Raw genomic sequence first — 26,848 nt, forward strand, 5'->3', positions numbered from 1 at the left:
CGGTACGACAAGCGCGCCTACGTCTTCCACGGCACCGTCACCGTCGCATCAATCCGACTCTGGCTCCGACGATGATCCGCCGTACAGAACCTAGCGTACTCGCCGCCGCGGGGTCGGGAAGGGCTGACGTGGGGCCGGGAAGGGGCGACGTGGTGTCAGCGGTTCGGGCCGGACCCCGCCGCGGTGATCCGGTACATGACTGCGCCGTGAGCCGGCACCTCGGCGGCGATGGCGTCCGTGGTCTCGCCGGTGGTGTGTTCCCAGAGGTCGCGCAGGACGTAGTGGTCGGCGGCGGGCAGGCCGACGGCGTACGCGGTCGTGGAGATGACGGCGCGTTCGGCGTTCTCGTTGAAGAGCGTGACGGCCACGGAGCCGTCGGCGAGGGGTTTGGCCAGGACGTCGAGGCCGTTGGCCATGGTGACCGGCCGGCCCTGCTTGCCGAGCGGGTCCTGGTCCACGGCGATGACGTCGGTGTTGCCGAGGATCGCCATGGTCCGGGGGGTGGCCCTGGTCAGGTCGGTGCCGGCGAGCAGCGGGGCGGCCATGGCGGCCCAGAGCGAGAAGTGGGCGCGGTCCTCGTCGGCCGTCATGCCGTTGCCGACCTCCAGCGCGTCGGGGTCGTTCCACGCGCCCGGCCGGGCGCGGTCCGCGAGCTGGACGTTGACGTGGAAGATCTCCAGCATCCGGCTGTAGGTGGGTCTGATGTCGTCGGTGGTCCGCCACAGCTGCCCGATCTCGGCGCCCCAGTCGGCGACGTCCTGTTCGCCCCAGTTGCAGAGGCTGTAGACGATGGGACGGCCGGTGCGGGCCAGGGCGTCGCCCATCGTCCGGTAGCGCTCGCGGGCCGGGGTCGGCTGGTTGCCGGGGCAGCTGTCGTACTTCAGGTAGTCGACGCCCCAGGAGGCGAAGGAGTCCGCGTCCTGCTGCTCGTGGCCGAGGCTGCCGGGGTAGTGCGCGCAGGTCTCCACGCCGGCGCTCTCGTAGATGCCGAGTTTGAGGCCCCTGGCGTGGACGTAGTCGGCCACGCCCGCGATGCCGTGCGGGAACTTGACCGGGTCCGGCACGAGGTGCCCGTCGGGGCTGCGCTCGTGGGTCATCCAGCAGTCGTCGATGTTGACGTACTCGTAGCCGGCCGCCTTCAGGCCGGTGGCGACGATCGTGTCGACGGTCCGCTCGACGAGCTGCTCGCCGACCTCGCAGCGGAAGGCGTTCCAGTCGTTCCAGCCCATGGGCGGGGTGAGGGCCAGGGCGGCACCGGCCGGCGCCGCGGCCGGGGCCGGCGTCGGGACCGGCGCTGCGGCCGTCGGGGCGACGGCGAAGGGTGCCACGCTCAGCACGGCCGCGAGCGCCGTGGCCCAGAGTTTGCGCATCGTTCCTCCAGTGGGGCGGAGAGCAGCGAGGTGATTGCTGCGGAAGGGAACTGATGCTTCGAAATCTGCGGACGCCGGAGGGACGTCAACCGCGGATGCCCCCATGACCACTCGAACGTGTCGGCCGCAGGTCCGGGCGGGCCTGCGGCCGGCGCCCGGTGGTGGGGCGTCCCGGCTCCGGTGTGCGGCACTGGCATACCGGCCGCCGGGACACCGGCCGCAGGGTCGCTGGCCGCCGGGTCACCGGTCCCCGGGACACCGGCCGCAGGGTCGCCGCACTGTCAAGGGCACAACCGGAGCGGCGCGTTCGGCAGTAGCCTCTAACGGCTCGTCAACAATGGCCTTAGCAGCATGAATTGGAGATGACGGTGGCCGAAGGACTGCCCGCTGCGGGGGACGGTGGCGGGGACGGCGGGCCGGGGGCCCGGCTGCACGAGCGGGAGGCCGAGCTGCGGTCCGCCGGGCAGGCGATCGGGGCGCTCGCCCGGCCCGGGGACGGGAGCGGCAACTGCGGGCCCGGCGGGAGCGCTTCGGGGGAGGTGCTGCTGTACACCGGCGCGGCCGGCCTGGGCAAGACCGCGGTGCTGACCGAGGTCCGGCGCGAGGCGGCGGGCGCGGGCTGCACCGTGCTGTTCGCCCGGGGCGGGGAGCAGCGGCGCCACGAGCCGTTCCACGTGGTGCGCCAGCTGGTGCAGCCGGTGCTGGCGGGCCTGTCCGACGGGGAGCGGGCGCGGGTGCTGGGGCCGTGGGAGGACATCGTGGGCCCGGCGGTGGGGCTGTTGCGGCCCGGCGGGCAGCTCGACCCGCAGGGGGTGCGCGACGGGCTGGACTTCGTGCTCACCCGGCTCGTCCAGCTGCGCCCGCCGGTGGCGGTGATCGTCGACGACCTGCACTGGGCGGACCCGGAGTCGCTGGGCTGGCTGGCGGGTGTGGCGGTGCGCGCCCGTGAGCTGCCCGCCCTGCTGGTCCTGGCCTGCCGTGACGAGTTCCCCGACGGCGTCCTCGCCCTGGAGCGCACGTTGGCCGCCGCGGCCGACCGGTGCCACCGGCTGCGGCCGCTGCGGCCCGCCTCGGTCGCGCACCTGGTGCGCGAGGCCCTGGGCGACGGGGCGGAGGACGCCTTCTGCCGTGACGTCTGGTCGGTCACCGCCGGGAACCCGTACGAGACCACCGCCCTGCTGCGCGAGGTCCTCGACCAGCAGCTCGACCCGGTCGGCGAGAACAGCGCGCAGCTGCGCGAACTCGCCGCCAACGCGCGGGGGATGACCCTGCGGCACTGGCTGGACAAGCTCGGCCCCACCGCGCTGCGCTTCGCCTGGGCGGCGTCGATGCTCGGCACCGACATCCGCCCGGAGCTCGCCGCCGCGATCTGCGCCCAGAGCCCGGACACCGCCGCCGGATCGGTGCGGGAGCTGCGCCGGCACCGGGTGCTGACCGGCACGCCGGGCGGGCGGCTGGAGTTCGTCCACCCGCTGGTGGCGACCTCGCTCTACCAGTCCATGCCGCCGGCGACCCGCACCGGGATGCACGGAGTGGCCGCCGTCGAGGTGGAGAACGCGGGCCTCGGCCTGCTGGCGGCCTCCCGGCACCTGCTGGAGCTGCTGCCCGAGGGCGACGGCGCCATCGTGGCCAAGCTGCGCCGCGCGGCCCGCGAGCACCTGGCCATCGGCGCGCCGGAGGCCGCCCAGCGCTGTCTGCGCCGGGCCATCAGCGAGCCGCCCGCCGACGAGGACCGGGCCACGGTGCTCTACGAGCTCGGCTGCTCGGCCCTGCTCACCGATCCGGCGACCACCGTCAACCAGCTGCGCCTGGCGCTCGCCGAGCCGGACGGGCTGGACCCCGGGACGCGGGTGGACGCGACGTTCCGCCTCGCCCAGGCCCTGGCCCACAGCAACCGGCTCGACGAGGCCGCCGCGGTGTGCGCGGAGGAGGCCGCGCGGACCTCGCCGGGGCCGGGGCGGCTGCGCCTGGAGGTCGCGCACTTCATGTTCGCCGTGTTCCAGTCCGTGGACGAGGACGGGCCGGGGCGCTCCAAGCGGCTCGCGGAGTTCGCGCGGATGCTCGACACGGTCGGCCTGGCCTTCACCGACGCCGACGCCGACGTGGACGAGGACATGGACGAGCGGCCGCTGTTCGAACAGGACGGCCTGGCCCACGCGGTGGCCGTGCTGCGCTGCTGGGACCTGACGCTGCGCGGCGCCGACCGGGAGCGGGCGCTGGCCCTGGCCGAGTCCGCGCTGCCGCACGGCCGCCTGCCCTCCAGCCTGGGCTGGACCAACACCACCTGGGGCTTCGAACTGCCCGGCATCCTCGGCATCAGCTACCTGTACGCCGACCGCGTCGACCGGGCCGAGGAGCTGTTCACCGAGGCGGTGCGCGCCTACGAGGTCGCCGGGTGGAGCGGCGGTCACCTCGGCTTCGCCCACCTGCTGACCGGCATGCTCCGCTTCCGCTGCGGCGCCCTCGCCGAGGCGGAGGACCACCTGCGCCGGGCGCTGCGCATCGCCGGGCGGATCGGCCCGGGGATCCCGCTGCACTGGGACGCGGTCGGGGCGCTGGCCGAGACGCTGGCCGCGCGCGGGCGGCTGGCCGAGGCCCTGGAGCTCGCGCACGAGCACGGCTTCGGCCCGCCGTACCCGAGTGTGATGGTCCTGCCCGACGCGCCGACGCTGTACGGCCGGCTGCTGCTGGCGCGGGGCGACGCGCCGGGGGCGGCGCAGGCGCTGGCCGCCGCCGGCGCGGCCCTGGACGCGCGCGGGTGGCGCAACACGGTGTGGGCGCCGTGGCTCGCCCACCTGGCCCGCGCGGTGGCCGGCGACGAGCCGGAGCGGGCCCGCGCGCTGGCCGGGGAGGCGGTGCGCCGGGCCAGGAAGTCGGGCACGGACTCGGCGATCGGCAGCGCGCTGCGGCTCGGCGCCTCGGTGCACGAACGGGCGGACGCCGCCGAGCTGCTGGCGCAGGCCGTGCGGCACCTGGAGCGCTCCCCCGCCCGCTACGAGCACGCGGTGGCGCTGGTCGACCTGGGCGAGACGCTGGGCACCGGATCGGGCGCGCGCGACGCGCTCGCGCGCGGGCTGGAGCTGGCCACCCGGTGCGGCGCCGACGGCCTGGCCGACCGGGCGCGGGCGCTGCTGGGCTGATTCACAGGGGCAGTTCGACCGTCAGGGGCCGGTGGTCGGACACCGCGGTGTGCGGGGCGTGGCCGTACGGGGTGCCGGCCACGCCGCTGGTCAGGATGTGGTCGAACTGCACCAGCGGGCGGTGCGAGGGGTAGGTCCGCGCGCGGACGGCGTCGCGCCAGGCACCGTTCCGTCCAGCGGAGTCGCGCGGTGCGGCGAGCAGTTCGGCGGCGTTCAGGGCGGTGCGCGGGATGGCGCCGGTCAGGTTGAGGTCGCCGAGCAGGACGTGCGGGCGCGGCAGGCCGGCGATCCAGCGGCGTAGGAACAGCAGCTGGCGCACGTTCTGCCCGGGGACGGTCGACAGGTGCGCGGCCACCACCGTGAACGGCCCCCGCCGTCCCTCGACGACCGCCGCCAGCGCGGCGCGCGGCCGGTCGCGGGACCAGACGAGGCCCTGCTTGCCGGGTATGCGCAGCGGCACCGCGATCGGGGCCGGCGCGAGGCGGGCGGCCCGCCACGCGTGCACCGGCAGGCGTGACAGCAGTGCGACGCCGTGGGAGGGGCCGCGGTCGTCCGGGTCCGCGTCGTCGGGTCCGTACACGCGCAGGCCGGGGCGGGACGGGTCGAGGAGCCAGCCGCGCCCGAGGACGGCGTGGCCGTGGAGCGCGGAGGCGTAGCGCCAGTGGCCGGCCGCCACCGCGCGGGCGACCGCGCCGGCCTGGTCGACGCCGCCCGAGCGCTCCTGGAGCCGGTCGACCTCCTGCAGCGCCACGACGTCGACGTCCAGCGCGGCGACGGCCTCGCACAGCGGCCGCGCCGGCGCGGCCATGCCCTTCATGGACGCCGGGCGGCCGTCCGGCGCGACCGGTCTGCCGTGCAGCACGTTGAACGTCGCCAGGCGCACCCGCTGGGTCATCGTCATGCCCCGGACGCTACCCGGACGCCGCCTCAGCCCTGCGCCCACCCGGGGACGGTGACGGGCCCGACGCCGGCCATGACCCAGGACGGGAAGTGGGCGAGGGGGATCGCGGGCGAGGCGGGGGCGTCCGGGCGCACCGATCCGGCGGGGAAGAACGCCACCCAGCAGCGCCGGCACAGCCAGCCGGCCTGCCACACCCGCATGTGGCGCTGCCACAGCGCCTGCCGCTCCGGCAGGCCCTGTTCGGCGGCCCGGGTGCGCTTGTCGCGGCTCTTGGTGTGCACGACGAGGCCGATGGCCGCCAGGATCCCGGGCAGGAGGAACACGCCGACGCGGCGGCCCAGCTGGTAGGCGGTCGAGTACCCGTCCGTGTTCTCGGTGGAGTTCGCCAGGGAGACGAGGCCGAGCAGGCAGAGGGCCCCGGCGATGGAGAAGAGCACGATCGCGGCGGTGTGCATGCGGATGCGGACCGGCCCCGGCTCGGGCGGCGGGGCCAGCAGCGCCCGCACTCCCCCGTCGAGGCGGACGTCCGCCAGGGCTTGCGGCACGGGGACGCACTCGTCCGGTGCGGCACACTGGGGGCAGGCCACGGCCATGGGTCAAGTCCTCCTACGAGTCGATGAGTTGTGCGCATGCTTCGCCGACCGGATGCTCATGGTCCCCCCATGGAGCGCTTCGGGGCCGAACGGCCGCGCGCATGCGGACGCTATCAGCGCCCTTGCGCGCGCTCAACGTCGATTGACCAGGGGTGACGCGGCCGGGGGGCAGCGAGCGCGAGGATGGCCGAGAACCGGGCCCTGTCCGGCGGGTTGGTCCCGTAGCGTTTGCCCTCCGAAGTGTGGACTTGGGGAGGGTTTCGTGAAGTCTCGGGTGGCGAAGGTGCGTTGGGTGGGCGCTCTGGCCGCGGCGGGGGCGCTGGTGGTGGCCGGGGCCGGTAGCGCGGGGGCGGTCGGGACGGACGACGACTCCGGCGGGCCGGTGCGGGGTGTGCCGCGGACCGTCGAGCTGGGTACGTCGCCGGTCTCGGTGGCGGTCACTCCGGACGGGCGCAAGGCGTACGTCTCGGTCAAGGACGGCACGCACGGCGCCAGGCTGAAGGTGGTCGACACCCTGAGCGGGGCCGTCACCGCCACGGTGACGCTGACCACCGGGTTCGGGGCCGACGCCGGGCCGGTGACGCTCAGTCCGGACGGCTCGCGCGCCTACGTGCTGTTCGGGACGAGCCGCAAGGTGCCGCTGTCCGTGCTGGGCACCGTCGACACGGCCACCGACACCCTCGTCTCCAGCACGGACGCCCCCGACCAGCCGCGCCCCGACGGCACCAACCCCGGGGGCCTCGGCTCGCTGGCGGTGAGCCCGGACGGGTCGCGGGTCTACGTCACCCAGGACGGGCCCGCGGCCTTCCACCGTCCGCCCCAGGAGGGCGCCCGCGTCCTGGAGTTCTCGCCGCAGCAGCAGGCGTACACGGCCGCCGTGCCGGTGCCCGGCCACTACCTGGGGTCGGTCGTGGCACGGGCCTGCGGCGACGACGCGTACGTCGGCACCGACGAGGGCCTGGTCCACCTGGACACCGGCGCCGAGCCCCCGGCCGTGGCCGGGACCGTCGCCGCCACCGCCGGCACCGTCGTCGCGCTGGCCCTCTCCCCCGACGGCACCCGCCTGTACGGGGTGGGCGACACCGGCACGGGCTACACCGTCGACACCGCCACCGACACCGTCACCGCGGCCACGAACATCGCCCCCGGCCAGCGCCTGGAGAACCCGTCGGTGAGCGCGGACGGCACCCGGCTCTACGCCATCGCGCAGCAGTCGGCGGTCCTGTCCGTCGACACCGCCACCGGCGCCCCCGTCCCCGGCGAGGGCGTCGGCGGCCTCGCCTACGTGACGGGCCTGGCGGTCGGGCCCGACGCCCGCACCTTCTACGTCGCCGGCAACGGCAGCCTGCGGATCATCGGGTACTGACCCGCGCCGCGCCACCACGCCACGTCACCGGGCTGCGGCCGCCTGCGCGCGCAGGAGCTTCTTGTCGGGCTTGCCCGCGTCGGTGAGCGGCAGCTCGGTCAGGAAGGCGACGTGGGCCGGCTCGTGCAGCGGGCCGCGCCGGGTGCGCACCAGGGCGCGCAGCTCCTGCGGGTCGGGGCGGCTGCCGGGGACGGGGACGACGACGGCGTGGACACGTTCGATCCGGTTGGCGTCGGGGGCGCCGAAGACCGCGCTCTGGTGCACCCGGGGGTGGGAGTTGAGGATGTCCTCCACCTCGGAGGTGTAGACGTGGCCGGCGCCGGTGTTGATGAGGTCCTTCAGCCGGTCGACGATGTAGAGGTAGCCCTCGTCGTCCAGGTGGCCGACGTCGCCGCTGTGCAGCCAGCCGTCCCTGAGGGCGGCGGCGGTCAGGTCGGGCTGCTTCCAGTAGCCCCGCATCAGGCTGTCGGAGGCGATGCACACCTCGCCGTGCCGGCCGGCCGGCAGGTCGCGGCCCTGCTCGTCGCGGATCGCGACCCGGTAGCCGGGGGCGATCCGGCCCACCGAGTGCAGCAGGTGCGGGCGGGCCGGGTCGTGGTCGCCGGTGTCCAGGACGCTGACGATGCCCGCCTCGTGCTGCCCGTACAGCTGGACGAGGACCGGGCCGAAGCGGCGCAGCGCGTCGGTCAGGCGGGCCGGTGAGGCCTGGCAGCCGCCGTAGGTGAGGCGGCGCAGGCTGGTGGTGTCGGTGTGCGCGGAGTCCGGGTGGTCCAGCAGCTGGTAGAGCAGCGGGGGCATCAGGAAGACGTCGGTGATGCGCTCGTGCTCGATGGCGGCGAGGACGGCGGCCGGCTCGAAGCCGTCGAGGAGCACCGCGCTGCCGCCGGCCCGCAGCACCTTGTCGGTCAGCTGGCCGGCGGCGTGGGCGATGGTGGTGCACACCAGCAGGCGCGGCGGGCCGGCCGGGTCGTCGGCGGGCAGGTCGGGGCCGAAGCGGCGGACCTGTCCGTAGGTGACGCAGATGCCCTTGGAGTGGCCGGTGGTGCCGCCGGAGTGGCGGATGGTGCGCACGTCGTCGGGGCGGGCGCGGCTGGTGAACGGTTCGGCACTCTCGGCGGCGGCGAGGGCCAGCAGGTCGGTGCTCCCGGCCGCGCTTTCGGCCGCGCTTTCGCCGGGGCCTTCGCCGGAGTCTTCGCCGGGGCGCTCGCCGGAGCCTTCGCCGAGGCCTTCGCCGGGGCCTTCGCCCAGGACGAGGACGGCCTCGACGGGGGTCCGCGCGGTGATCGCGGCGGCGCGCTCGGCGTGTTCGGGGTCGACGATCAGCGTGTGGGTCTCGACGTCGCGGACCATGGCGGCCTGGGTGTCGGCCGGCAGCCGGGTGTAGAGCTGGTCGGTGCGGCAGCCGACCAGGTTGGCGGCGTAGCGCGCGGCGATCGCCTCGGGCCGGTTGCCGGTCAGCAGGGTGACGGTGTGGTGGCGGTCGACGCCGCGGGCGCGCAGGGCGCGGGCGAGCCGGTGGGTGAGGTCGCGCAGCTGCCCGGCGGTGGTGACGCGTCCGTGGTGGAGCAGGACCGGGCGGGCGGGGTCGGTGGCCAACTCGTCGAGGATGTCGACGACTTCGGTGCGGAAGGGCGGGGTGGTCGGCATGTGTTCTGCGCCTCGGGTCAGTGGTGGGCGAGGGGGCGCGCGTCGACGGTGTGGTGCTCGTCGGTGAGCAGGGAGTGGGCGAGCACGCTGTAGAGCGTGTCGTTGGGTCCGTCGGCGATGCGCAGCCCGCGGATGTCGCGCAGGCGCTTCTCCTGGGGGGTCTGCTTGGTGTAGCCCTCGCTGCCGTGCAGTTGGAGGGCGAGGTCGACGGCGCGGTAGGCGGTGTCGGTGGCCAGGGCCTTGGCGGCGGAGCAGGCGGCGACGTCGGTCTCGCCCTGGTCGATGCGCTCCAGCAGGGCGAAGCACCACGCGGTGGCGGCCTCGACCTGGGCGGCGGCGGTGCCCAGGCGGGCGGCGACGGAGGGGATCGCGGCGAGCGGCATCCGGGCGACGGTGCGGGCGCGGGTGCGGGCCGCGGACTCCTGGATCGCGGCGGCGGCCGCGCCCAGGCAGACCAGGGACATCATCAGGCGCCAGGCGGAGAAGTGCGCGTCGAAGATCCGGCGGCCGTCGCCGGGGGCGCCGAGCAGGCGGTCCTTGTCCAGGCGGACGTCGACGAAGTGCAGGTGGCCGAAGCTCCAGCCGCGCATGCCCATCGGGTCGGTGGTGTCGGTGAGCACCCCGGCGGCGTCCATCGGGACCCACACGGCGGACAGCGGCACGTCGCGCAGGTCGGTGCTCTCCAGGTCGGCGCGGTCGACGAGTTTGGCGAAGACGACGAAGCCGTACGCCTCCTCGACCCGGCTGATCAGGCCCTTGGAGCCGGAGAGCGTGTAGTGGTCGCCGTGGTCGACCAGGACGGTCCGGAAGCCCCGCAGGTCCGAGCCCGAGTGCGGCTCGCTGGAGGCGATGCCGGCCAGCTTGCCCGCGCCGACGACCTGTTCGCGGGTGTCGCGGACGAGCGCGGGCGAGCCGTGGCGCAGCGGCATCGCGGCGTGGCCGGTGCTGAAGATCTCGCGGGCGTCGCAGTCGCGCTGCCCGGCGAGGAACATGGCCATGCCCTGGGCGACGCGTCCGGTCGCGCCTGGTGCGTCCGGTCCGCCCGGTCCGCCCGGTCCGTCGGGGGCTTCGATGTCGATGCCGGTGAGTCCGGCGGCGGCGGCCTTGGCGCGCAGGGCGAGCCAGTCGGGGCGGGGGTCGCCCTCGCGGACGGGTGCGGGCAGGTGGGTGTCCAGGAAGGCGGTCAACCTGGCTTCGAGTTCGAGGAGTTCGGGGTGACGGAGCAGGAGCGGGCTGATGCCGGTGACGGGCATGGGTGGGCTTCGTCCTTGCGGAGTGGGTCGACTGGAGGTCTTCGGAGGCTGAGCGCGGCGGGCGGCCCGGGGGCAGTCAGAGGCTGAGCGCGGCGGGCGGCCCGGGGGCAGTCAGAGGCTGAGCGCGGCGGGCGGCCCGGGGGCAGTCAGAGGCTGAGCGCGGCGGGCGGCTGGGTGCGCACGGCGTCGTTGAGCTTGGCCTTGTCGTGGCGCTCGCCCTTCTTCAGGTGCTTGATCACCAGCAGGCAGGGCAGTCCGAAGGTGCCGCCGGCGAACTCGCGCGGGCGGCTGCCCGGGACGGCGACCGTCCACGGCGGCACCTCGCCGCGGCTCAGCTCCTCGCCGGTGGCGGCGTCGATGACGGGGATCGTGTCGGTCAGCAGGGCACCGGCGCCCAGCAGCGCGCCCTCGCCGACCCGGGCGCCGCTGTAGACCATCGAGCGGGCGCCGATGAAGGCGTCGTCCTCGATCACCACGGGCTTGGCCATCGGGGGCTCGATCATGCCGCCGAGTCCGACGCCCCCGGACAGGTGGACGTTGCGGCCGATCTGGGCGCAGGAGCCGATGCCGACCCAGGAGTCGACCAGGGTGCCCTCGCCGACGTAGGAGCCGATGCCGATGTGGCTGGGCATCACCACCACGCCGGGCTCCTGGAAGCTGCCGCGCCGGATCACCGCGCCCGGCGACACCTGGACCCCGTCGATCGTGCTCTTCAGCGGGATCTTGTCGGCGCAGTGGAACGGGCCGAACTGCGAGGGCTGCGGCGAGGCCTGCTTGTAGAGCAGCAGGATCGCGTTCTTCAGCCACTCGTGCACGACGAACTCGCCGCCCACCGGCTCGGCCACGCGCGCGCGGCCGGTGTCGAGCAGGCCGATCGCGGCGTCGACGGCCGCCACCGCCTCGGCGGACTGCAGCGACACCTCGTCGCGGCGCAGCCACAGCTCTTCGAGTTCGCTCTGCAGGCTCGTCACATCGATGCCGCGATTGCCCATTGCCATTCCCCGCTCAACAGATCGTCCAGGTTTTCCAGGTCGGGAGCCGGCCCGCACGAGATTCCCCCGGGTGCGGTCTCCGGCTGCGCCGCGCGGCGCCGGGTCACTCCCCCGGGGCGTCCGCGCGCGACAACGGCACGCCGAGTTACCTTCCGGTAACGGCGCGCCGAAGTCACCCTGACATACCTGCGATTCGTAGATCAAATCGTGCATGTAGGCATAGATGTTAAGGTTGAAAAGTAAATTTTTGCCCTGATCATAGGGCCGCTTGGGGGTGGGCGGACCGGGCTCAGACCGGGGGTCGCCGGCTCGGCAGGGCCCCCCGCCCCGGCAGGGCCGGGCGTCCCGTCAGGCGCAGGGTGTCGGCCTCCAGGTACCGGCGGGAGTTGCAGCCCCACTCCAGGTTGCCGCGCATCCACGCCTTCAGTCCGTCGGTGAACGTGCCGACGGCGGCCCGGTCGGCCTCCCCCAGCCCGTGCCAGCTGCCGCACAGCGCGGTGAGCGACTCCTCGGCGCGCAGGAAGACCGCGACGTCCCGGGCGACCTTGCGGTACACGTGGTCGATCGCGTCCTGCATCCCGCAGCCCAGCTCGCGGCCCACCGCCAGCACGCCGTTGGTGACCTCCCCGACGGCGAGCTCCTTGCGCAGCGACAGGACGTCGTTGACCCAGACGACCACGTCGGCCGCCTTGTTGACCATCGTGCGCAGCTGCTCGGACTCGTGGAGCAGCGCCGGGACCTCCTGGCCGGCCGCGTACTCCAGCAGGTCCAGGGAGGGGGTGATGCCGCCGGAGGCGCGGCGCAGCTGGGTGTAGCCGCTGAGGGCGGGGACGTGCCGGCGCTCGCGGTTGGCCGCCTCGTAGCGGAAGGCGTCGAGGAACTGGCCCATGTGGCCGATGAACCGCAGCTGCCACTGGAGGCTCTGGCGGCCGGCCAGGCCGCGCCACACCTCGGCGAGTTCGGCGGCGAGCGGGGGCATGCTGCGGGCGCGGGCGGTCCGCCGGTTTCCCCGCGCCGACGATCCGTCAGGGATCATCGGGAGGGCGGCGAGCATCCGCAGGGTGGTGCGGGTGTGGCCGGCGGCCCGTGCGGCCTTGGCGCACTCGCGGCCGTCGTAGAGGTCGTCGATGACGAAGGCCCAGGTGAACCAGCCGGCGAGGGGGGCGAGGCGCTCGGCGCGCAGGTGCGGGTAGCAGCGGGCGATGAGTTCGCCGAGGTGGGTGTCGGCGAGGCGCTGGCGGGCGCGCGGGCCGTCGACCAGGCCGTAGCGGTCGGCCCACGCCAGGATGAGGCGCTCCAGTTCCTGGCGGTGGGGGGACATGCGGGGCGGCAGGCGGTACAGGACGTGGCCGGGGTCGGGCAGGAGGCGCAGGTCGCGCGGGACGGGAAGGACGGGAGTCATGCCGTGTCGGTCTCCTTCGGACGGTCCGCTGCGGCCTGGTTCAGGAGTGTCTGGCGCTCAGGCGCAGGCGCAGCGGGGCCGGGTGGATCACGGTCCAGGGGCGGGGTTCGAGCAGGTGCGGCAGGACGGGCCCGGGCCTGGGCCGCAGGTGCCAGCGGGAGGCGATGACGGCGAGGGCCAGGGTGATCTCGGTGAGGGCGTAGACGTCGCCGATGCACTTGCGGGCGCCGTAGCCGAAGGGGACGTAGGCCTGGCGCGGGAGTTCGGCGCGGCGTTCGGGCGACCAGCGGCCGGGGTCGAAGCGTTCGGGGTCGGGGTAGAGGTCGGGGCGGTGGTGGAGGAGGTACGGGGAGAGCAGGACGGGGGTGCCGGGGGCGAGGTGCTCGCCGGCGAGTTCGACGGGTGCGGTGACGGTGCGGCTGTAGAACCAGGCGCTCGGGTAGAAGCGCAGCGTCTCGGCCACCACGCGGTGGGCGAGGTCGAGGCGGGCGACGTCGGCGGGGGTGAGCGCGCGGGTGTCGGCGCGCACGGGCAGGACGGCGCGGGCCTCGCGGGCGACGGCGTCGGCCAACTCCTCGTCCCGGGACAGGAAGTGCAGGGCCCAGCCGAGCGCGGAGGCGGAGGTGCCGATGCCGCCGGTGAGCATGGTGACGACCTGGTCGCGCATCTCGCGGTCGGTCAGCCCCTCGCCGATCATGAGGGCGAGGAGGTCGTCCTGCGTGCCGTCGCCGGCGCTCCGGCGGGCGGCGATCGCGCCGTCGACCTCCCGGCTCACCGTGCGGCAGGCGTGGCGGAAGCGGCGGTTGCCCGGTGTCGGCAGCCGGTCGAGCAGGGCGAACGGGTAGCGCATCTGCCGGCCGATGCCCGCGTGGAAGTCCGGGTAGACGGCGGCGATGCGGGCCACCGCGGCGGAGGAGCCGTCCGCGGAGAACATCGTGCGGGTGATGATCCGGGCGATCAGCGGGTAGGCGTGCCGCTCGACGTCGATCACGGCGCCGTCCGACCAGCCGCCCGCGGTGGCGAGGGCCTCCTCCAGCATCACCCCCAGGTACCGCCCGAAGGCCTCCGCCCGGAAGGCGGGCTGGAGTTGACGGCGCTGACGCCGGTGCACGTCGTGCGGCGTGGAGCCCAGCCCGTCCCCGAGGAAGGGCCGCAGCTTGTCGAAGAGCGGCCCGCCCTTGTCGAAGTGCCGGCTGTCGGTGAGGACGTGCTGGAACAGCTCCGGCGTGCACACCATCACCGCCCGCTGCGGCCCGAGCAGCAGCTCGACGAGGTCCCCGTGCGCGGGCAGCGAGCGCAGGAACGGCAGCGGATCACGGAACAGCGCCGGAACGTGCCCGAGCAACGGAACCGCCCCGGGAGCCCGCCCGGCACGGTGAACGGGCGCGGCGGTCACGGCAGGTGCAGTCATGTCTCCCCATTCGACGACGGACCAGGACCCCGGCCGGCCGGGACGAGACCCCCGGCCGCCGGAAGGCAGTCAATCTGGCACCGCCCAAGGGGAGTTGAGAAGCCCGGACCGCCCCCGAATATCTGTACTAGGACACTTTCCAGCCGGTGCGTCACACCCTGCCACCATTTGCCCGCTGCGGCGCCGTTCGGCTCGGCGGCCGGGTGAACCCCGTACTTCCTCGACCGGACCCGGCCCCACATCGACACCGAGCACCAGGGTGGGACTCCGCAGGCGGACCTTGCCCCTGAGTTGAACGGCCGCATACGCAAGACGCTCGGCCGGGGCAACCCGGCCGAGCGTCTTCGCGAACTCTTCGCGACCTGATCCTTGCGGCCTCGCGTTCAGGTCGCCTCGGCAGGGTTGCCGTCAACTCCCCAGTGGCAGGTCGGGCAGGGTCCGCAGAAGGGACCGCACCTCGTCCATGGATGCGCCCACGCGAGTCTCGAAGTCCCGCTCGTCACCGGTCTCAAGCGCTTCACTCATCAGTGAAACGACGAGGAAGAATTCATCCCGCGCCATCGTGACCACGATCTCCGCTCCACGATCTTCAATCTGCATGAAATATCCTCGTATTCGGACTCTACGTTATCGAGGAATGCAATCCTCAAGGCCCCTTGAGCGCCCCGGCCGCGCACTTGAGGCGCGGCCGGGGCGCTGGACACTCAGCCGAGCGGGGACTCAGCCCTTCAGCTTGGACCTGTAGGAATCCAGGATCTTCGGCCATGCGGGGCCGACTCGCAGATCGTCGTCCAGCATCAGCACCGTGGGCAGGCCCTGCGCCGCGACGCCGTAGAGCATCCGTGCGACGGAGCCCGTGAGCAGGTGGTCGTAGTGGAATGAGCCTTCGAATCCCAGCCAGGCAACCCGGGCCCCCCGCGCACAGACCTGCTCAAGGCATGCTTCGAGGTACGGCCCGAGCGGAGTGGGCAACGCACTGAAGGACAGGTCGTACTCGACCACCTGGAGGCCGGTCAGGACGTGCTCGTCGTCTTCGAGGTGGTACGTGGAGATTTGGTCCGGGGAACACCCGTCGACGTCAAAGGTGAGATCGAAGGGCTCAGCGGAGGGGGCTGCTGCAAACAGGCTGATGACAGCCTCGTCGTCATCCCACGACAGAGCCTTCAGGAGACGACTCATGAGAGCCCCCAATTGGCGATCTGACTGGGACTGGGGACCACGGCCGTAAGGACCTTGCCCGCGTACGGTCCCTCCTTCGCGACGAACAGGACGACATGCTTGCCATCGACCTTGCCGGCGAATGCCCGGGTCAACGTGTCGGACTTCGTGTCATCAAACGTCTTGGTGGGGTTCGTGAGGATGTGGCTGGTCTTCTCCTCGAACAGCTGGACGCGCTTCTGGAGACTGCCCCCGGGGGGAATCAATCCCTCCTTCTCGAGATGCCGAATGGCATGGCCTCCTCCCTTGTTCATGTTCTGGTAGGCAGTGGCCACCGCGTCCGGGGAAAACCCGCAGACTACGTCGTCGTCATTGTGCACCAAGACCGGCGTGCTGCCAGCGAGGACATAGTACGTGTGGACGGTGTTGACGGTGAGGTTGTAGGCGGGCTGGAGGGTCGTCCAGTGCCTGGTCGCGGTGATGGCCAGGGGCCGACCGGTGTCGGTGCGCAGGGTGTCGTCGGCGGTGAGGTCGGCGGCGTCGCGCCAGGCGTGTTGGTTCTCGGCCCAGAAGGGATGATGGCCGGTGGAGGTGACGGTGCCGGTTGCGTCGCTTTCGGAGACGACAGTGAGGTCGGTGAAGTCACGGTCGTCGGGCGTGTAGATGGTGGCGTCGACCCGGCGGGGGGTGGTTTCGCCGGTTTCGGGGTCGGTGGCACGTACCTGATCGCCGATGCGGATCTCTTCGATCGGGCGGGCGGATCCGTCAGCCATGAGAACCAGGGTGCCTGCGGGGAAACTGTGCTTCTTCGGGTTCTTCCGCGTGCACGCTTCGATCAAGTTCTCAAGGTTGCGGTAGCGCGATCCTTCGATGACGCCTTCGACGCCCTCCTCGACCTTCTTGAGGATCTTGAGCTTGCCGACGGGCAGGAGCGTCGCTCCGGCGGAGATGCACTTGCCGAGTGTGGGGCTGGTAATGCAGTCCTTGACGTCGTTGAGGCCGAGGACCTCCCAGACGGCGGCATTCAGCGTGGGGTCGATCTCCGGCGGCGCGATGTAGAAGTTGCCGCCCGAGGACAGGATGCACGGCATGAGACCGCGGATCTCGTGATTGATCGGGGGTGCGCAGCGCTTCTTCGACTGCTCCTGATCCGCCCTGCGCTGTTCCTCGGCCCTCCTGTCCTCCTCAGCCTTGCGCTCTTCCTCGGCCTTCTTGCGCGCCGTGGCTTCTTCGGACTGGCGCAGCTCCAAGGTGGCCTGCCAGGCCTGGGAAGCGAGGGTGTTGGCTTCCGTCGAGCTCTTGCCCGCGGCCACGGCTGAGGCCCGGGCATTGGCTGCGGAGTCGTTGGCCTGCTCGGCGGAGGAGCGGGCGTAGGCCGCGGAGAACTTCGCCTTGGCGGCCGATTCCTCGGCGGCGGCCGCGTCACGCCTGGCGGCAGCAGAGGCGTTGCGCGCAGTGACGGCCGACTTCGCCGCCTTCGACGCGGACGCCTCGGCGCTGGTGGCGGCGGCCCCCGCATCCTGTGCGTAGCCCCGGGCCTGCTGCGCGGACTTGCCCGCCTCGGCGGCGGCCGCCTGGGCCTGTGCCGAGGCGTTGTTGGCGGTTGCCGCGGCCTGGGCCGCGATCCAGCGGTTCTCCTGGGCCTTGGCCGCGGTCTGGGAGGCCTCGGCGATCAGCCGCTGCATCTGGTTGATGTGGTTGTCGGCGAGCTGGTCCTTGCGGTCGGCCATGTACTGGCCGACCCGGACGAAGTCGTGCAGTTCGTCCGCCGGACCGGCCAGGGCGATCTTTGCGGCGGCCTTGGTCTCGGACCCGCCGTCGTTGACGAGCTTGGAGGCGATCACCCGCTCGTCGTCGTTCTGCGCGGAGTACTGGCCGCCGGCGATGAAGGCCGCCCGTGCCTTGGGGTCCTTGGCGGCCAGTGCCTCCTTGGAGGCCTGCTTCACGCCGGGCCCGCCGGTGTTGTTGATCTGGGAGACGCGGACCTGGTACTCGGTGTCCGCGGCGGCGTACCGGCCGTTGGTGTAGAAGTCCGCGACCTCCTGGTCACTGCCCTTGAGGGCGTTCGCGGCCGCGGTGCGCACGTCCTCGTACTCGCTCTGGATGCTGAGCTGACGGACGTTCTCGCGCATCTCCCGCTGGGTGGCCTGCTTCCAGCCGGTGCGCAGGTATTCCAGCATCTCGTCGTCGCCCTCGGACAGGGCGCGGGCGGCCGCCTCCTGGCTCCACGGGCCACTGCTCTTCATGGCCTTCAGGGCGAGCACACGGCCCTTGGCCGCCACGGCCTTGACGTCGACGCCGGGCTTGGCGGCCTCAGCCGCGAGGTCCGTCGCCGTGGTGTCCAGTTCCCTGGTCTCGACCATGGCCGCGGCGGCCTCCGCCGTGAACCTGTCGGCCTGGTCCTTCTGGGACTTCGCGTCCTCGATGGCGGCAGCCGTACGGGTGGCGAGGTCCTGTGCCTCGGCTTCCCGGGCGACCGTGAACACCTTCTTGGCGGTCTCGACCGCCGCGCTGGCGGCTTCGGCCGCGTTCTTCGCGGCCTCGGCCTGCCGGTTCGACTCCGCGGCGTGATCGGCCGACTGGCCGGCCCGGGCGGCGGCCTGCTCGGCGGCGTTCGCGGCGTTGTTCGCGTGGGTGGCGGCCGAGTTCGCGGCGTCGCGCGCCTCGTAGGCCGCGGTGGCCGACTGGTTGGCGAGGGCCTGCGCGGCAGTGGCGGCGCGCTGGGCCTCCTTGGCGTGACGACGGGTCTCGGCGGCAGCCGAAGCGGCCTTGGCGGAGGTCACGCCGGCCGCCTTCGCGTGGGCGTTCGCGGCATCGGCGGCGTCGGAGGCGGCGAACGCGTTGGCGGTGGCGCTCAGGGACGCCCTGGCCGCCTCTCCGGCAGCCTTCGAAGCGTCACCGGCCGCACTGGCGGCCGCCGCGGACTTCGCCGCGAAGACTGCCGTCATGCGGGCGGCACCAGCGGCGTTCTTGGCGTCCTCCGCCTTGCCCGCGTCGCCGGCAGCGGCGATCGAGGCGTCGTACGCCCGGGAGGCGGCGTTCGCGGCAGCTGCCGCGGCGCTCGCCGTCTGTGCCGCGGCGAGCGCTGCGACACGGGCCGAGCGGTTCGCGGCGCTGGCCGCGCTGATGGCCTGCTGGGCTGCACCGGCCGCGGCCCGGGCGGCGTCGGCAGCCTGCTGGGCCTTGGCCGCGGCCCGCTGGGAATCGTTCTTGGCCGCCTCGGTTTCCTTGGCTGCGGCCTGGGCAGATTCCATGGCCAGGCCTGACGCCTGGACGGCCCGGGCCGAGGCCTCCTTGGCGGCTTCGGTGGAGGCCTGCGCCTGGACACCGGCCTGCTCGGCCTGGGCCGCAAGCTGCTCGATGGTGGCGTGTTCCTGGTCGCGGTTGCGGGCCACGAACTGCCCGACCTCCAGGAACTCCACGATGTCCTCGGGACTTCCCTTCAGAGCCACCTTGCCCGCAGCCTTCACCGCGGGACCGCCCGCGTTGACGATCTGCGAGACCGTGACCTGGTTGTCGGTCTCACGCTCGACGTACTGGCCGACCTTCAGGAAGTTCGCGACGTCCTCGGGAGTTCCCTTCATGGCCTCCTTGCCGGCTTCCCTGACCCCGTATCCACCGAAGTTGATGACCCGGGACGCCTCGACACGCTGGTCGTCCTGAAGCGACGTCCTCCACCCGCCCGCCAGGAACGAGCGGAGGTCCTCAGGGGTGCCCTTGAGCGCCTGCTTCGCGGCCTCACGCACACCAGGACCGCCCACGTTGAAGATCCGGCTGACCTCGACCCGGTCGTCGTCGTTCTGGATCTCCCGCGCGGCGGAGAGGAACCTCTTCACGTCCTCGTCGGAACCCACCAACGCGGCCTCGGCAGCAGATTTGACTCCGGATCCACCCCAGCGCCAGAGATCCACGGCCGAGGCACGGTCGGTCACTGCGTACGAATCGTCATCGCCGGCTTCGGCCGCCACGGCCGGCACGCTCCCGAGCAGCCCGGCCGCGAGCGTCACCGGCAGCAGAACAGCGCATGTGCCGCGTACGCCCGGTATCGACCTCCTACGACCGGCCCGATCCGTCCCGGCGTCGCCTGGCGCTCCCCACGAGCGCAGAGGCCATTTCACAAGAAATACCTTTCAATCATTCCGGGTGACCAGAATCACAAGAGACAATCCCCCCCCCCGCCGATCGGCGGGTATTCACCGAGGAATCTGACTCCCGCCCACCAGGCCCAGGCCCCCAGAGAGTCCAAACCCCCAGCCGACACACCATTCAGACGGGAACCCCGCGCCTGCGGCTTCGATCGGCGATCCATGGTCAGTCAACCATGGGGAAAATCTTACTGATACCTTACTCAAGCTTTGCCAAGGGGATTCACATCCCCCCTGCCTGATGCCCTGGAGGAAACATCATGTCGATACACGTGTCCCCGAAGCTCCTCGTCCCGGTTGCCGCGCTGGCCGCGGCCATCGGGCTCACCGCTCTGACGACTGCCCAGGCCGCACCCGGCACCCCGCAGACCACGGCGCCGGCCGCGGCGGCGGCGGCCAACGAGACGATGCCCGCCGCGGTCGAGGACTTCCTGCACCCCGGGGCCGCTCGGATCCTCCAGGAGCAGAAGATCACCCTGAAGCAGGGCGACGGCCACATCATGCTGACCGACTGCAAGTCCGCGCACGACATCATGGTCAAGTCCCGGACCGGACAGAAGGATTACTGCTTCTCGGTCAACGCCAAGCAGGGCTACCTCGCCATGGAGATTCCTGCCGCGTACGGCATCTGGACCGAGGACTACCCCGTCCAGGCCAAGATCACTTCCGGCGGCGTGGAAAGCGTTGTCAACGCCCCCAAGAACGACTACAAGCCCTTCGGCGAGGCGGGGGACGCCGGCCAGCGCTCGGTTCTCATCGAGCTGCGCGTCACCGGCTGACCCCCAAAAGACCCCCCGCTTTCCCAAGGACTGAGCTCTTGTCTGGCACCACCCCGCGCACCGCGCGGATGACAGCCCTCGCCGCCGCCGTCGCGGCCGGGGCGTTCGCCGTGATTCCTGCCGCACCGGCCGGCGCCGTGGTCGGCGGCGCCGCCGGCGACGGCGCGTACGGCTACACCGCCAAGCTGGCCATCGGTGACGGCCTGCGGGCCTGCACCGGCGCCCTCGTCGACCGCTACTGGGTCGTCACCGCCGCCTCGTGCTTCGCCGAGAACCCCGCGCAGCCTGCCGCACTGCAGGCCGGCGCGCCGACGTGGAAGACCACCGCCACCGTCAGCGGCAAGGCCGCGGACGTCGTCGAGCTGGCGCCGCGCACCGACCGCGACCTCGTCATGGCCCGTCTCTCCTCCCCCGTCGACGGCGTCACCCCGCTCGCCCTCGCCACCGCCGCGCCCGCCGCCGGGCAGACGCTGCGCGTTCCCGGTTTCGGGCGTACCAAGGACGAGTGGGTCCCGGGCACGATGCACACCGGTGTGTTCAGCCTGGACTCCGTGCAGGCTGCCGGTATCGCCGTCACCGGCCAGGGCGGCGCGGCGATCTGCAAGGGCGACACCGGCGCCCCCGCCATCCGCGAGACGAACGGCAAGGCCGAACTCGTCGCCGTCGCCTCCCGCTCGTGGCAGGGCGGCTGCCTCGGCGAGACCGAGACCCGCACCGGCGCCACCGCCGAGCGTGTCGACGACCTGGCCGGCTGGGTGAAGGACCTGCGCTACCGCACCGCGGACGTCAAGTCCGGTACCCACGTGCAGATCATCGGCGCCGACAACACGCTGTGGGACACCGTCGCCGACTACGAGGCCGGCAGCTGGCTGAAGAACTGGTCGCCGGTGGGCAGCCCCGCCGTCGTCTCCGCCGCGAGCGCCGTCACCGGCGACACCGTCCACGCCTACGCCATAGGCACCGACGGCAAGGTGTACAACCACGATGGCAAGGTCGGCGGCGCCTGGACCAAGTGGGGCGAGGTGCCCGGCTTCGCCGCCGGTGCCAAGGCCGTCACCGCCGTCGCGCGCGGCAACACCGTCGACGTGATGATCATCGGCTCGGACGACAAGCTGTACAGCACCACCGCCGACTACGCGGCCGGCCAGTGGTCCGGGCGCTGGAACCTCATCGACGGCCGGCGCCTCAAGGCCGTCACCAGCAGCGCCTCCAACAACGTCGTCCACGTCTTCGGCATCGGGGAGGACGGCAAGGTCCACACCATCGAGGCCGACTACAACGCCGGCCGGTGGACCACGTGGGGCGAGGTGCCCAACGGCGCCGCCGGTGCCAAGGCCATCACGGCCTCCGCGCGCGGCAACACCACCGACCTCATGATCATCGGTTCCGACGGCTCCCTCTACAGCACCACCGCCGACTACGCCGCCGGCAGCTGGGGCAACCGCTGGAACAAGATCTGGGACAACCGGCTCAAGGCCGTCACCAGCAGCGCCGAGGGCAACGTCGTCCACGTCTTCGCGATCAACGAGGACGACAAGGTCTACAACCTCGACGCCGACTACAACGCCGGCCAGTGGAGCAAGTGGGGCGAGGTCCCCGGCGGCGCCGCAGGCGCCAAGGCGATCACCGCCACCACCACCGGCTGACCCGGCCACACCTGCACCGCCGGGCCGGCAGTCTCACGGCTGCCGGCCCGGCGGGCCGTCACCTCACGAACCTCCCGGAGGAAACTCCCCATGTCCCACCCGATCCCGGCCCGCCTGCGGCGCGCCGCCGTGCTGGCCGCGGCCGTGGCCGCCGGCACGCTGACCACCCTCTCCCCCGCCGGCGCCGTCACCGGAGACACCGCCGCGGACGGCACGTACGCCTACACCGCCAAACTGACCATCGGCGACACCTTCCGCGCCTGCACCGGCGCCCTCGTCGACCAGTACTGGGTGCTCACCGCCGCCTCCTGCTTCGCCGACGACCCCGCGCAGCCGGCCGCCCTCGCGGCCGGGAAACCGAAGCCGAGGACCACCGCCGCTGTCGGCGGCAAGACCGTCGACGTCGTCGAACTGGCGCCGCGCCAGGACCGCGACCTCGTCATGGCCCGCCTGGGCGCGCCCGTGCAGAACGTGCAGCCGCTGGCGATCGCCACCGCCGCACCCGCCGCCGGGCAGACGCTGCGCGTGCCCGCCTTCGGGCGCACCAAGGACGAGTGGGTCCCGGGCAGGGCCCACACCGGTGCCTTCACGCTCGACAGCGTGAACCCGGCCGGGATCGGCATCACCGGCACCGGCGGCGCGGCGATCTGCAAGGGTGACACCGGCGCCCCCGCCGTCCGCGAGACGGGTGGCAAGGCCGAACTCGTCGCCGTCGCCTCCCGCTCCTGGCAGGGCGGCTGCCTCGGCGAGACCGAGACCCGCACCGGCGCCACCGGCACCCGCGTCGACGACATCGGGCAGTGGATCACCAAGACCAAGCACTCCACCCCGTCCGGGACGACGGTCAGCGCCTCGCCGTTCACCGCGGTCGACCCGGCCACCGGGCACCTGGTCACCTTCGTCCAGGACAGCAAGAACCACCTGTGGTCCGTCGACCCCAAGGGCGAGGGCTGGACGGACCTGGGGGCCAACGCCGCGGCCATGCCGACCACGATCGTCAACCCGGCCGACAACCACGTCATGGTGTACGTCAACGGCCAGAACAACTGGCTCTGGTCCTACGACCGCAACACCGGCAAGTGGACGCCGTTCGACCGCACCAGCGCCGGCACCGTGCTCGCCGCCGACGCCGTGCCCCGCACCGTCGTCGACCCCGCCAACGGGCACCTCGTCACCTTCGTCCGCGACACCGCCAACCACCTGTGGTCCGTCGACCCGCAGGGCGAGGGCTGGCGCGACTTCGGCGCCCTCGCCGCCGGCGACCCCGCCCCCATCGTCAACCCCAACGACGGCCACATCGCCGTCTACGTCAACGGCCCCGAGAACAAGCTCCACCGGGTCGACCGCAACAGCGGCAAGGCGGACCCCTTCGTCCCGACCACCTCCGGCACCGTCCTGGCCCGCAGCGCCGTCCCGGTCACCGTCGTCGACCCCGCCAACGGCCACTTCACGACCTTCGTCCGCGACACCGCCAACCACCTGTGGTCCGTCGACCCGCTCGGCGCGGGGTGGCGCGACTGGGGCGCCAACGCCGCCACCGACCCCGGCGCGGTCGTCAACCCCGACGACAACCACGTCATGGTGTACGTCAACGGGCCGAACAACCAGCTCCACTCGCTCGACTACAGCGCCGGCAAGTGGACGCCGTTCATCCCCACCCCCGCCGGCACCGTCCTCGCCACCGACACCAGCCCCCACACCGTCCCCGACCCCGCCAACGGACACCTGACCACCTTCGTCCGCGACACCAACAACACCCTGTGGTCCGTCGACCCCCGCGGCCCCGGCTGGACCCGCTTCCACGGCGGCCCCTCCGCTCCCTGACCGGCCTGCGCCCTGCGCCCTGGCGGACTCTTCGGTCCGTCAGGGCCTCCCGGGCGCATCCGCCTTGCCCGAACCGTCACCGTCCGAGACCTCTCGAGGAACCCCTCCATGCCCCACACCATCTCGTCCCGTCCGCGGCGGGCGGCCGTGCTCACGGCGGCCGTGGCCGCCGGCACGCTGGCCACCCTCTCCCCGGCCGGCGCCGTCGTCGGCGACCCCGCCGCGGACGGCGCCTACGCCTACACCGCCAAGCTCGCCATCGGCGACAACTTCCGTACCTGCACCGGCGCGCTGGTGGACCCGTACCTGGTCGTCACCGCCGCGAGCTGCTTCTCCGACGACCCCGCCCAGCCGCAGGCGCTGACGGCCGGCGCGCCGAAGTGGAAGACCACCGCCACCATCGCCGGCAAGGCCGTCGACGTCGCCTCGCTCACGCCGCGCGCCGACCGCGACCTCGTCGTGGCCCGCCTCGCCGCGCCCGTGCAGGGCGTCGCCCCGCTCGCCCTCGCGTCGGCCGCACCCACGTCCGGCGAGAAGCTGCGCGTTCCCGGCTACGGGCGCACCAAGGACGAGTGGGTCCCGGGCACGATGCACACCGGCGCCTTCACCCTCGACAGCGTGAACCCGGCCGGGATCGCCGTCACCGGCACCGGCGGCGCAGCGATCTGCAAGGGCGACACCGGCGCCCCCGCCATCCGCGAGACGAACGGCAAGGCCGAACTCGTCGCCGTCGCCTCCCGCTCCTGGCAGGGCGGCTGCCTCGGCGAGACCGAGACCCGCACCGGCGCCACCGGCACCCGCACCGACGACCTCTCCGGCTGGGTCCAGCAGGTGCGCTACGCCGCCGCGAACGCCGTCGCGCCGACCGCCAGTGCGGTGTACGACCCGGTCAAGCAGACGTCCACGGTGTTCACCGTCGACGCCGACGGCCGTGTCGTGGGCGCGTACAACATCAACGGTCAGGGCTGGAGTTCCTGGTCGCGGATCAGCGAACGGCCGGCCGGCGCCAAGCCGTTCGTGGGTTCGCCCACAGCCCTGTACAACCCCGCCACCGCCGCGATCGAGCTGTACGCCGTCGACAGCGACGGCCTCATGTGGCGCACCTACTACACGGCCGACGCCCAGGGCTGGCGCCCCTGGACCGGCACGGGCGCTACCAGGTTCACCGGCAGCGCCACCGCCGTCTACAACCCCGACACCAAGACCGCGGAGGTCTTCGCCACCACCGCCGACGGCCCCGTCGCCCACACCTACTACACCCCGGGCATGACCGGCTGGAGCGACTGGACCACCATCTACGACCGGAAGTTCAACGCCACCCCCGGCGCGATCTACAACCCGGCCACCGGCGCCATCGAGCTGTTCGCGGTCGGACGCGACAACAGCACGATGTACCACACCTACTGGTTCAACGACGGCAAGCCGTGGAGCGACTGGCTCCCCCTGGACGGGGCCGCCGTCACCGGCAGCCCGAGCCTGGTCTACAACCCCTCCACCAAGACCGCCGAGGTCTTCGCCACCACCGCCGACGGCCCCATCGCCCACCGCTACTACACCCCCGGCATGACCAACTGGAGCAACTGGGCCACCATCAACGGCGACTACCGCTTCGCCGGCGCCCCCAGCGCCGTCTACAACCCGGCCACCGACGCGATCGAGCTGTTCGCCACCGGCCGCGACACCTTCCTCTACCACGCCTACTGGTTCAACAACGGCAAGCCGTGGAGCGCCTGGGAGACCCTCGGGAACTGGAAGTTCTCCGGCCGGATCCCGACCACTGTCTTCAGCGCCTCCGCCAACACCATGGACCTCTTCGCCGCCGGCACCGACGGCGCCGTGAACCACACCGCCTACAAGCCCGGCATGCCCAAGTGGGCCCCCCTGGACACCCTGCCCGGCACCACCCTGCCCACCGGCTGACGACACGGACGAGCCCGTCCGGCGGTGGCGCGGTCGCCACCGCCGGACGGGCTCGTCCGTCAGGCCTCGTCCGACTGCGCCGAAATGAGGGACAAGGACACCTGTTCCCTGACCATGTCGACGTCGAGGACCTGCGCCGTGACCCTGCGGCCGACCGGGATGGCGGCGGCGGCCAGGGTGGCCGTGAAGCCGCCGATGTCGACGAGGACGGCGCCCGGGGCGGTGGTTCCGGTGACGGTGCCGGTCACGGGCCGGCCGGGGCTCAGGGTTTTGAGCAGGGCCCAGTCCCGGTCGCCGGGGGCCGGGTCGGTGCGCCAGCGGGCGCGCAGGACGCCGTCGGGGTCGGGGAGCACGGCGGTGAGCACGGGGGTGCGTTCGTCGACGCACATCGGCAGGACCGCGGCGGCGCGGGCTCCGGCGACGCGGACGGTCAGGGCGGCGAAGTCGTCCTCGTCGGCGATCGTGCTGGTGATCCGGCCCTCGGCGTCCTCCCAGACGAGCTCGATCAGGTCCTCCTCCGGGAGGCCGGCCAGGACGGCGGCGACGTCGGGGGAAAGAGCAGGCCACACGGCCAGTTGTGCACGCGGGGCGAGCCGCGCCCGCACCGCCTCGATCGCGTCGTCGTCGGCGAGCCGGTGCCAGTGGGAGAGGTTGCCGACGGGCTTCTCCTCCAGGAGCCCGGCCCGGCCCGTCGCCGCGCACCAGCGCACCCGGGCCCAGAAGACCTCGTCGGCCGGGCGCTGTCCGTCAAGACCGTCCGACTCGTGGTCGTACGGGGAAGCGTCTATCGGCTCCGGGAAGAGCCCCGTCGCCCGGATGCGGGCCACGGCCCGTTCGCAGAGCCCGGCCGTGCCCACGTACAGGTACTGGTCGTACCCGACGTGGACGGTGAAGCCGTCGTCGCTCTCCAGGCGGCACCAGGCGCCGTTGTCGCGCAGCATGGCCCGCACGAGTTCCAGGGCGACGGGCAGTGCCACCCGGGCGCCGTCGTGGTAGCCGGTCAGGTCGGGCGGGAACAGCCCGGCCAGGCCGTGGCCCTCGACCGCCGGTTCCAGGCCGAAATGCGTGAAGCCGGGCCCGAGTTGGGGCTCGCGGATGGTCAGGTGCCGCACGCCGTCCGCCTCGGCGAAGGCGGCGACCGCGGCCAGGTAGGCGGCCTCGACCGGCCCGTGGTCGCTGGCCGAGTCCAGCGTCCCGGTGTAGTGGCCCCACTCGTTGCGGTCGGCTGGGTCGTACTTGGTGATCCGGTGGACGTGCCGGCGGGGAGAGCTCACGGGGTCATCCTGCCGGAACGGGGCCGG

Annotated in this window: 18 protein-coding genes; 6 read left to right on the plus strand and 12 right to left on the minus strand. The window is 72.9% G+C overall.

All coding sequences use genetic code 11. The features are described from left to right. Positions 1 to 155 precede the first annotated feature (155 nt). Entirely contained in the window at positions 156 to 1,370 is a 1,215-nt protein-coding gene (locus tag ACFVSN_RS41845) for a glycoside hydrolase family 27 protein (RefSeq protein ID WP_387595248.1), read from the minus strand. 362 nt (positions 1,371 to 1,732) lie between these two features. Here ACFVSN_RS41845 and ACFVSN_RS41850 point away from each other — a divergent pair, with 362 nt between their 5' ends. Further along, on the plus strand, positions 1,733 to 4,510 hold the full coding sequence (locus ACFVSN_RS41850; protein WP_387595245.1) for an ATP-binding protein: 2,778 nt from the start codon (positions 1,733 to 1,735) through the stop codon (positions 4,508 to 4,510). Between the two features lies 1 nt (position 4,511). Here ACFVSN_RS41850 and ACFVSN_RS41855 read toward each other — a convergent pair whose 3' ends face one another. Continuing rightward, positions 4,512 to 5,411, minus strand: coding sequence for an endonuclease/exonuclease/phosphatase family protein (locus tag ACFVSN_RS41855; RefSeq protein WP_387958746.1), 900 nt, complete (start codon positions 5,409 to 5,411; stop codon positions 4,512 to 4,514). 26 nt (positions 5,412 to 5,437) lie between these two features. After that, a complete protein-coding gene (locus tag ACFVSN_RS41860; protein WP_387958748.1) occupies positions 5,438 to 6,004 on the minus strand; it encodes a hypothetical protein in 567 nt (188 codons plus the stop codon). A gap of 292 nt (positions 6,005 to 6,296) precedes the next feature. Here ACFVSN_RS41860 and ACFVSN_RS41865 point away from each other — a divergent pair, with 292 nt between their 5' ends. Beyond that, on the plus strand, positions 6,297 to 7,370 hold the full coding sequence (locus ACFVSN_RS41865) for a hypothetical protein (RefSeq protein WP_387958750.1): 1,074 nt from the start codon (positions 6,297 to 6,299) through the stop codon (positions 7,368 to 7,370). 24 nt (positions 7,371 to 7,394) lie between these two features. On the opposite strand, the gene ACFVSN_RS41870 is transcribed toward ACFVSN_RS41865, so the two are convergent. The 8 genes from ACFVSN_RS41870 to ACFVSN_RS41905 all read right to left on the minus strand — a co-directional run bounded on the left by ACFVSN_RS41870 (position 7,395) and on the right by ACFVSN_RS41905 (position 19,240). Then, positions 7,395 to 9,017 carry an AMP-binding protein gene (locus ACFVSN_RS41870; protein ID WP_387958752.1) on the minus strand — a complete coding sequence of 541 codons (1,623 nt, stop codon included), beginning with the start codon at positions 9,015 to 9,017 and terminating at the stop codon, positions 7,395 to 7,397. A gap of 17 nt (positions 9,018 to 9,034) precedes the next feature. Further along, the gene (locus ACFVSN_RS41875; protein ID WP_387958754.1) at positions 9,035 to 10,270 is read right to left on the minus strand and encodes an acyl-CoA dehydrogenase family protein; all 1,236 of its coding nucleotides are present in this window, start codon (positions 10,268 to 10,270) and stop codon (positions 9,035 to 9,037) included. 146 nt (positions 10,271 to 10,416) lie between these two features. Continuing rightward, positions 10,417 to 11,262: a 2,3,4,5-tetrahydropyridine-2,6-dicarboxylate N-succinyltransferase gene (locus ACFVSN_RS41880; RefSeq protein WP_380440356.1), complete on the minus strand. Its 846-nt coding sequence runs from the start codon at positions 11,260 to 11,262 to the stop codon at positions 10,417 to 10,419. Positions 11,263 to 11,551: 289 nt separating this feature from the next. Then, the gene (locus ACFVSN_RS41885; RefSeq protein WP_387958755.1) at positions 11,552 to 12,664 is read right to left on the minus strand and encodes a hypothetical protein; all 1,113 of its coding nucleotides are present in this window, start codon (positions 12,662 to 12,664) and stop codon (positions 11,552 to 11,554) included. Positions 12,665 to 12,704: 40 nt separating this feature from the next. Beyond that, positions 12,705 to 14,075: a cytochrome P450 gene (locus ACFVSN_RS41890; RefSeq protein ID WP_387958756.1), complete on the minus strand. Its 1,371-nt coding sequence runs from the start codon at positions 14,073 to 14,075 to the stop codon at positions 12,705 to 12,707. A 408-nt stretch (positions 14,076 to 14,483) separates the two neighbouring features. Next, a complete protein-coding gene (locus ACFVSN_RS41895) occupies positions 14,484 to 14,675 on the minus strand; it encodes a hypothetical protein (RefSeq protein ID WP_387595221.1) in 192 nt (63 codons plus the stop codon). Between the two features lie 120 nt (positions 14,676 to 14,795). Next, positions 14,796 to 15,254, minus strand: a complete 459-nt coding sequence (locus ACFVSN_RS41900; RefSeq protein ID WP_387595218.1) for a hypothetical protein — start codon at positions 15,252 to 15,254, stop codon at positions 14,796 to 14,798. Further along, positions 15,251 to 19,240 carry a polymorphic toxin-type HINT domain-containing protein gene (locus tag ACFVSN_RS41905; protein ID WP_387595215.1) on the minus strand — a complete coding sequence of 1,330 codons (3,990 nt, stop codon included), beginning with the start codon at positions 19,238 to 19,240 and terminating at the stop codon, positions 15,251 to 15,253. The genes ACFVSN_RS41900 and ACFVSN_RS41905 overlap by 4 nt, the downstream gene beginning before the upstream one ends. A 398-nt stretch (positions 19,241 to 19,638) precedes the next feature. Here ACFVSN_RS41905 and ACFVSN_RS41910 point away from each other — a divergent pair, with 398 nt between their 5' ends. The 4 genes from ACFVSN_RS41910 to ACFVSN_RS41925 all read left to right on the plus strand — a co-directional run bounded on the left by ACFVSN_RS41910 (position 19,639) and on the right by ACFVSN_RS41925 (position 25,547). Further along, positions 19,639 to 20,157 carry a hypothetical protein gene (locus ACFVSN_RS41910; protein ID WP_387595212.1) on the plus strand — a complete coding sequence of 173 codons (519 nt, stop codon included), beginning with the start codon at positions 19,639 to 19,641 and terminating at the stop codon, positions 20,155 to 20,157. A 38-nt stretch (positions 20,158 to 20,195) separates the two neighbouring features. After that, positions 20,196 to 21,803 carry a trypsin-like serine protease gene (locus ACFVSN_RS41915; protein ID WP_387595209.1) on the plus strand — a complete coding sequence of 536 codons (1,608 nt, stop codon included), beginning with the start codon at positions 20,196 to 20,198 and terminating at the stop codon, positions 21,801 to 21,803. A 90-nt stretch (positions 21,804 to 21,893) separates the two neighbouring features. After that, positions 21,894 to 23,627: a trypsin-like serine protease gene (locus ACFVSN_RS41920; protein WP_387958758.1), complete on the plus strand. Its 1,734-nt coding sequence runs from the start codon at positions 21,894 to 21,896 to the stop codon at positions 23,625 to 23,627. A gap of 108 nt (positions 23,628 to 23,735) precedes the next feature. Next, a complete protein-coding gene (locus tag ACFVSN_RS41925) occupies positions 23,736 to 25,547 on the plus strand; it encodes a trypsin-like serine protease (RefSeq protein ID WP_387958760.1) in 1,812 nt (603 codons plus the stop codon). A gap of 59 nt (positions 25,548 to 25,606) precedes the next feature. On the opposite strand, the gene ACFVSN_RS41930 is transcribed toward ACFVSN_RS41925, so the two are convergent. Then, the gene (locus tag ACFVSN_RS41930) at positions 25,607 to 26,821 is read right to left on the minus strand and encodes an RNA-binding protein (protein ID WP_387595200.1); all 1,215 of its coding nucleotides are present in this window, start codon (positions 26,819 to 26,821) and stop codon (positions 25,607 to 25,609) included. Positions 26,822 to 26,848: the final 27 nt, after the last annotated feature.

The organism is Kitasatospora sp. NPDC057904, assembly GCF_042887925.1.
Taxonomy (GTDB): domain Bacteria; phylum Actinomycetota; class Actinomycetes; order Streptomycetales; family Streptomycetaceae; genus Kitasatospora.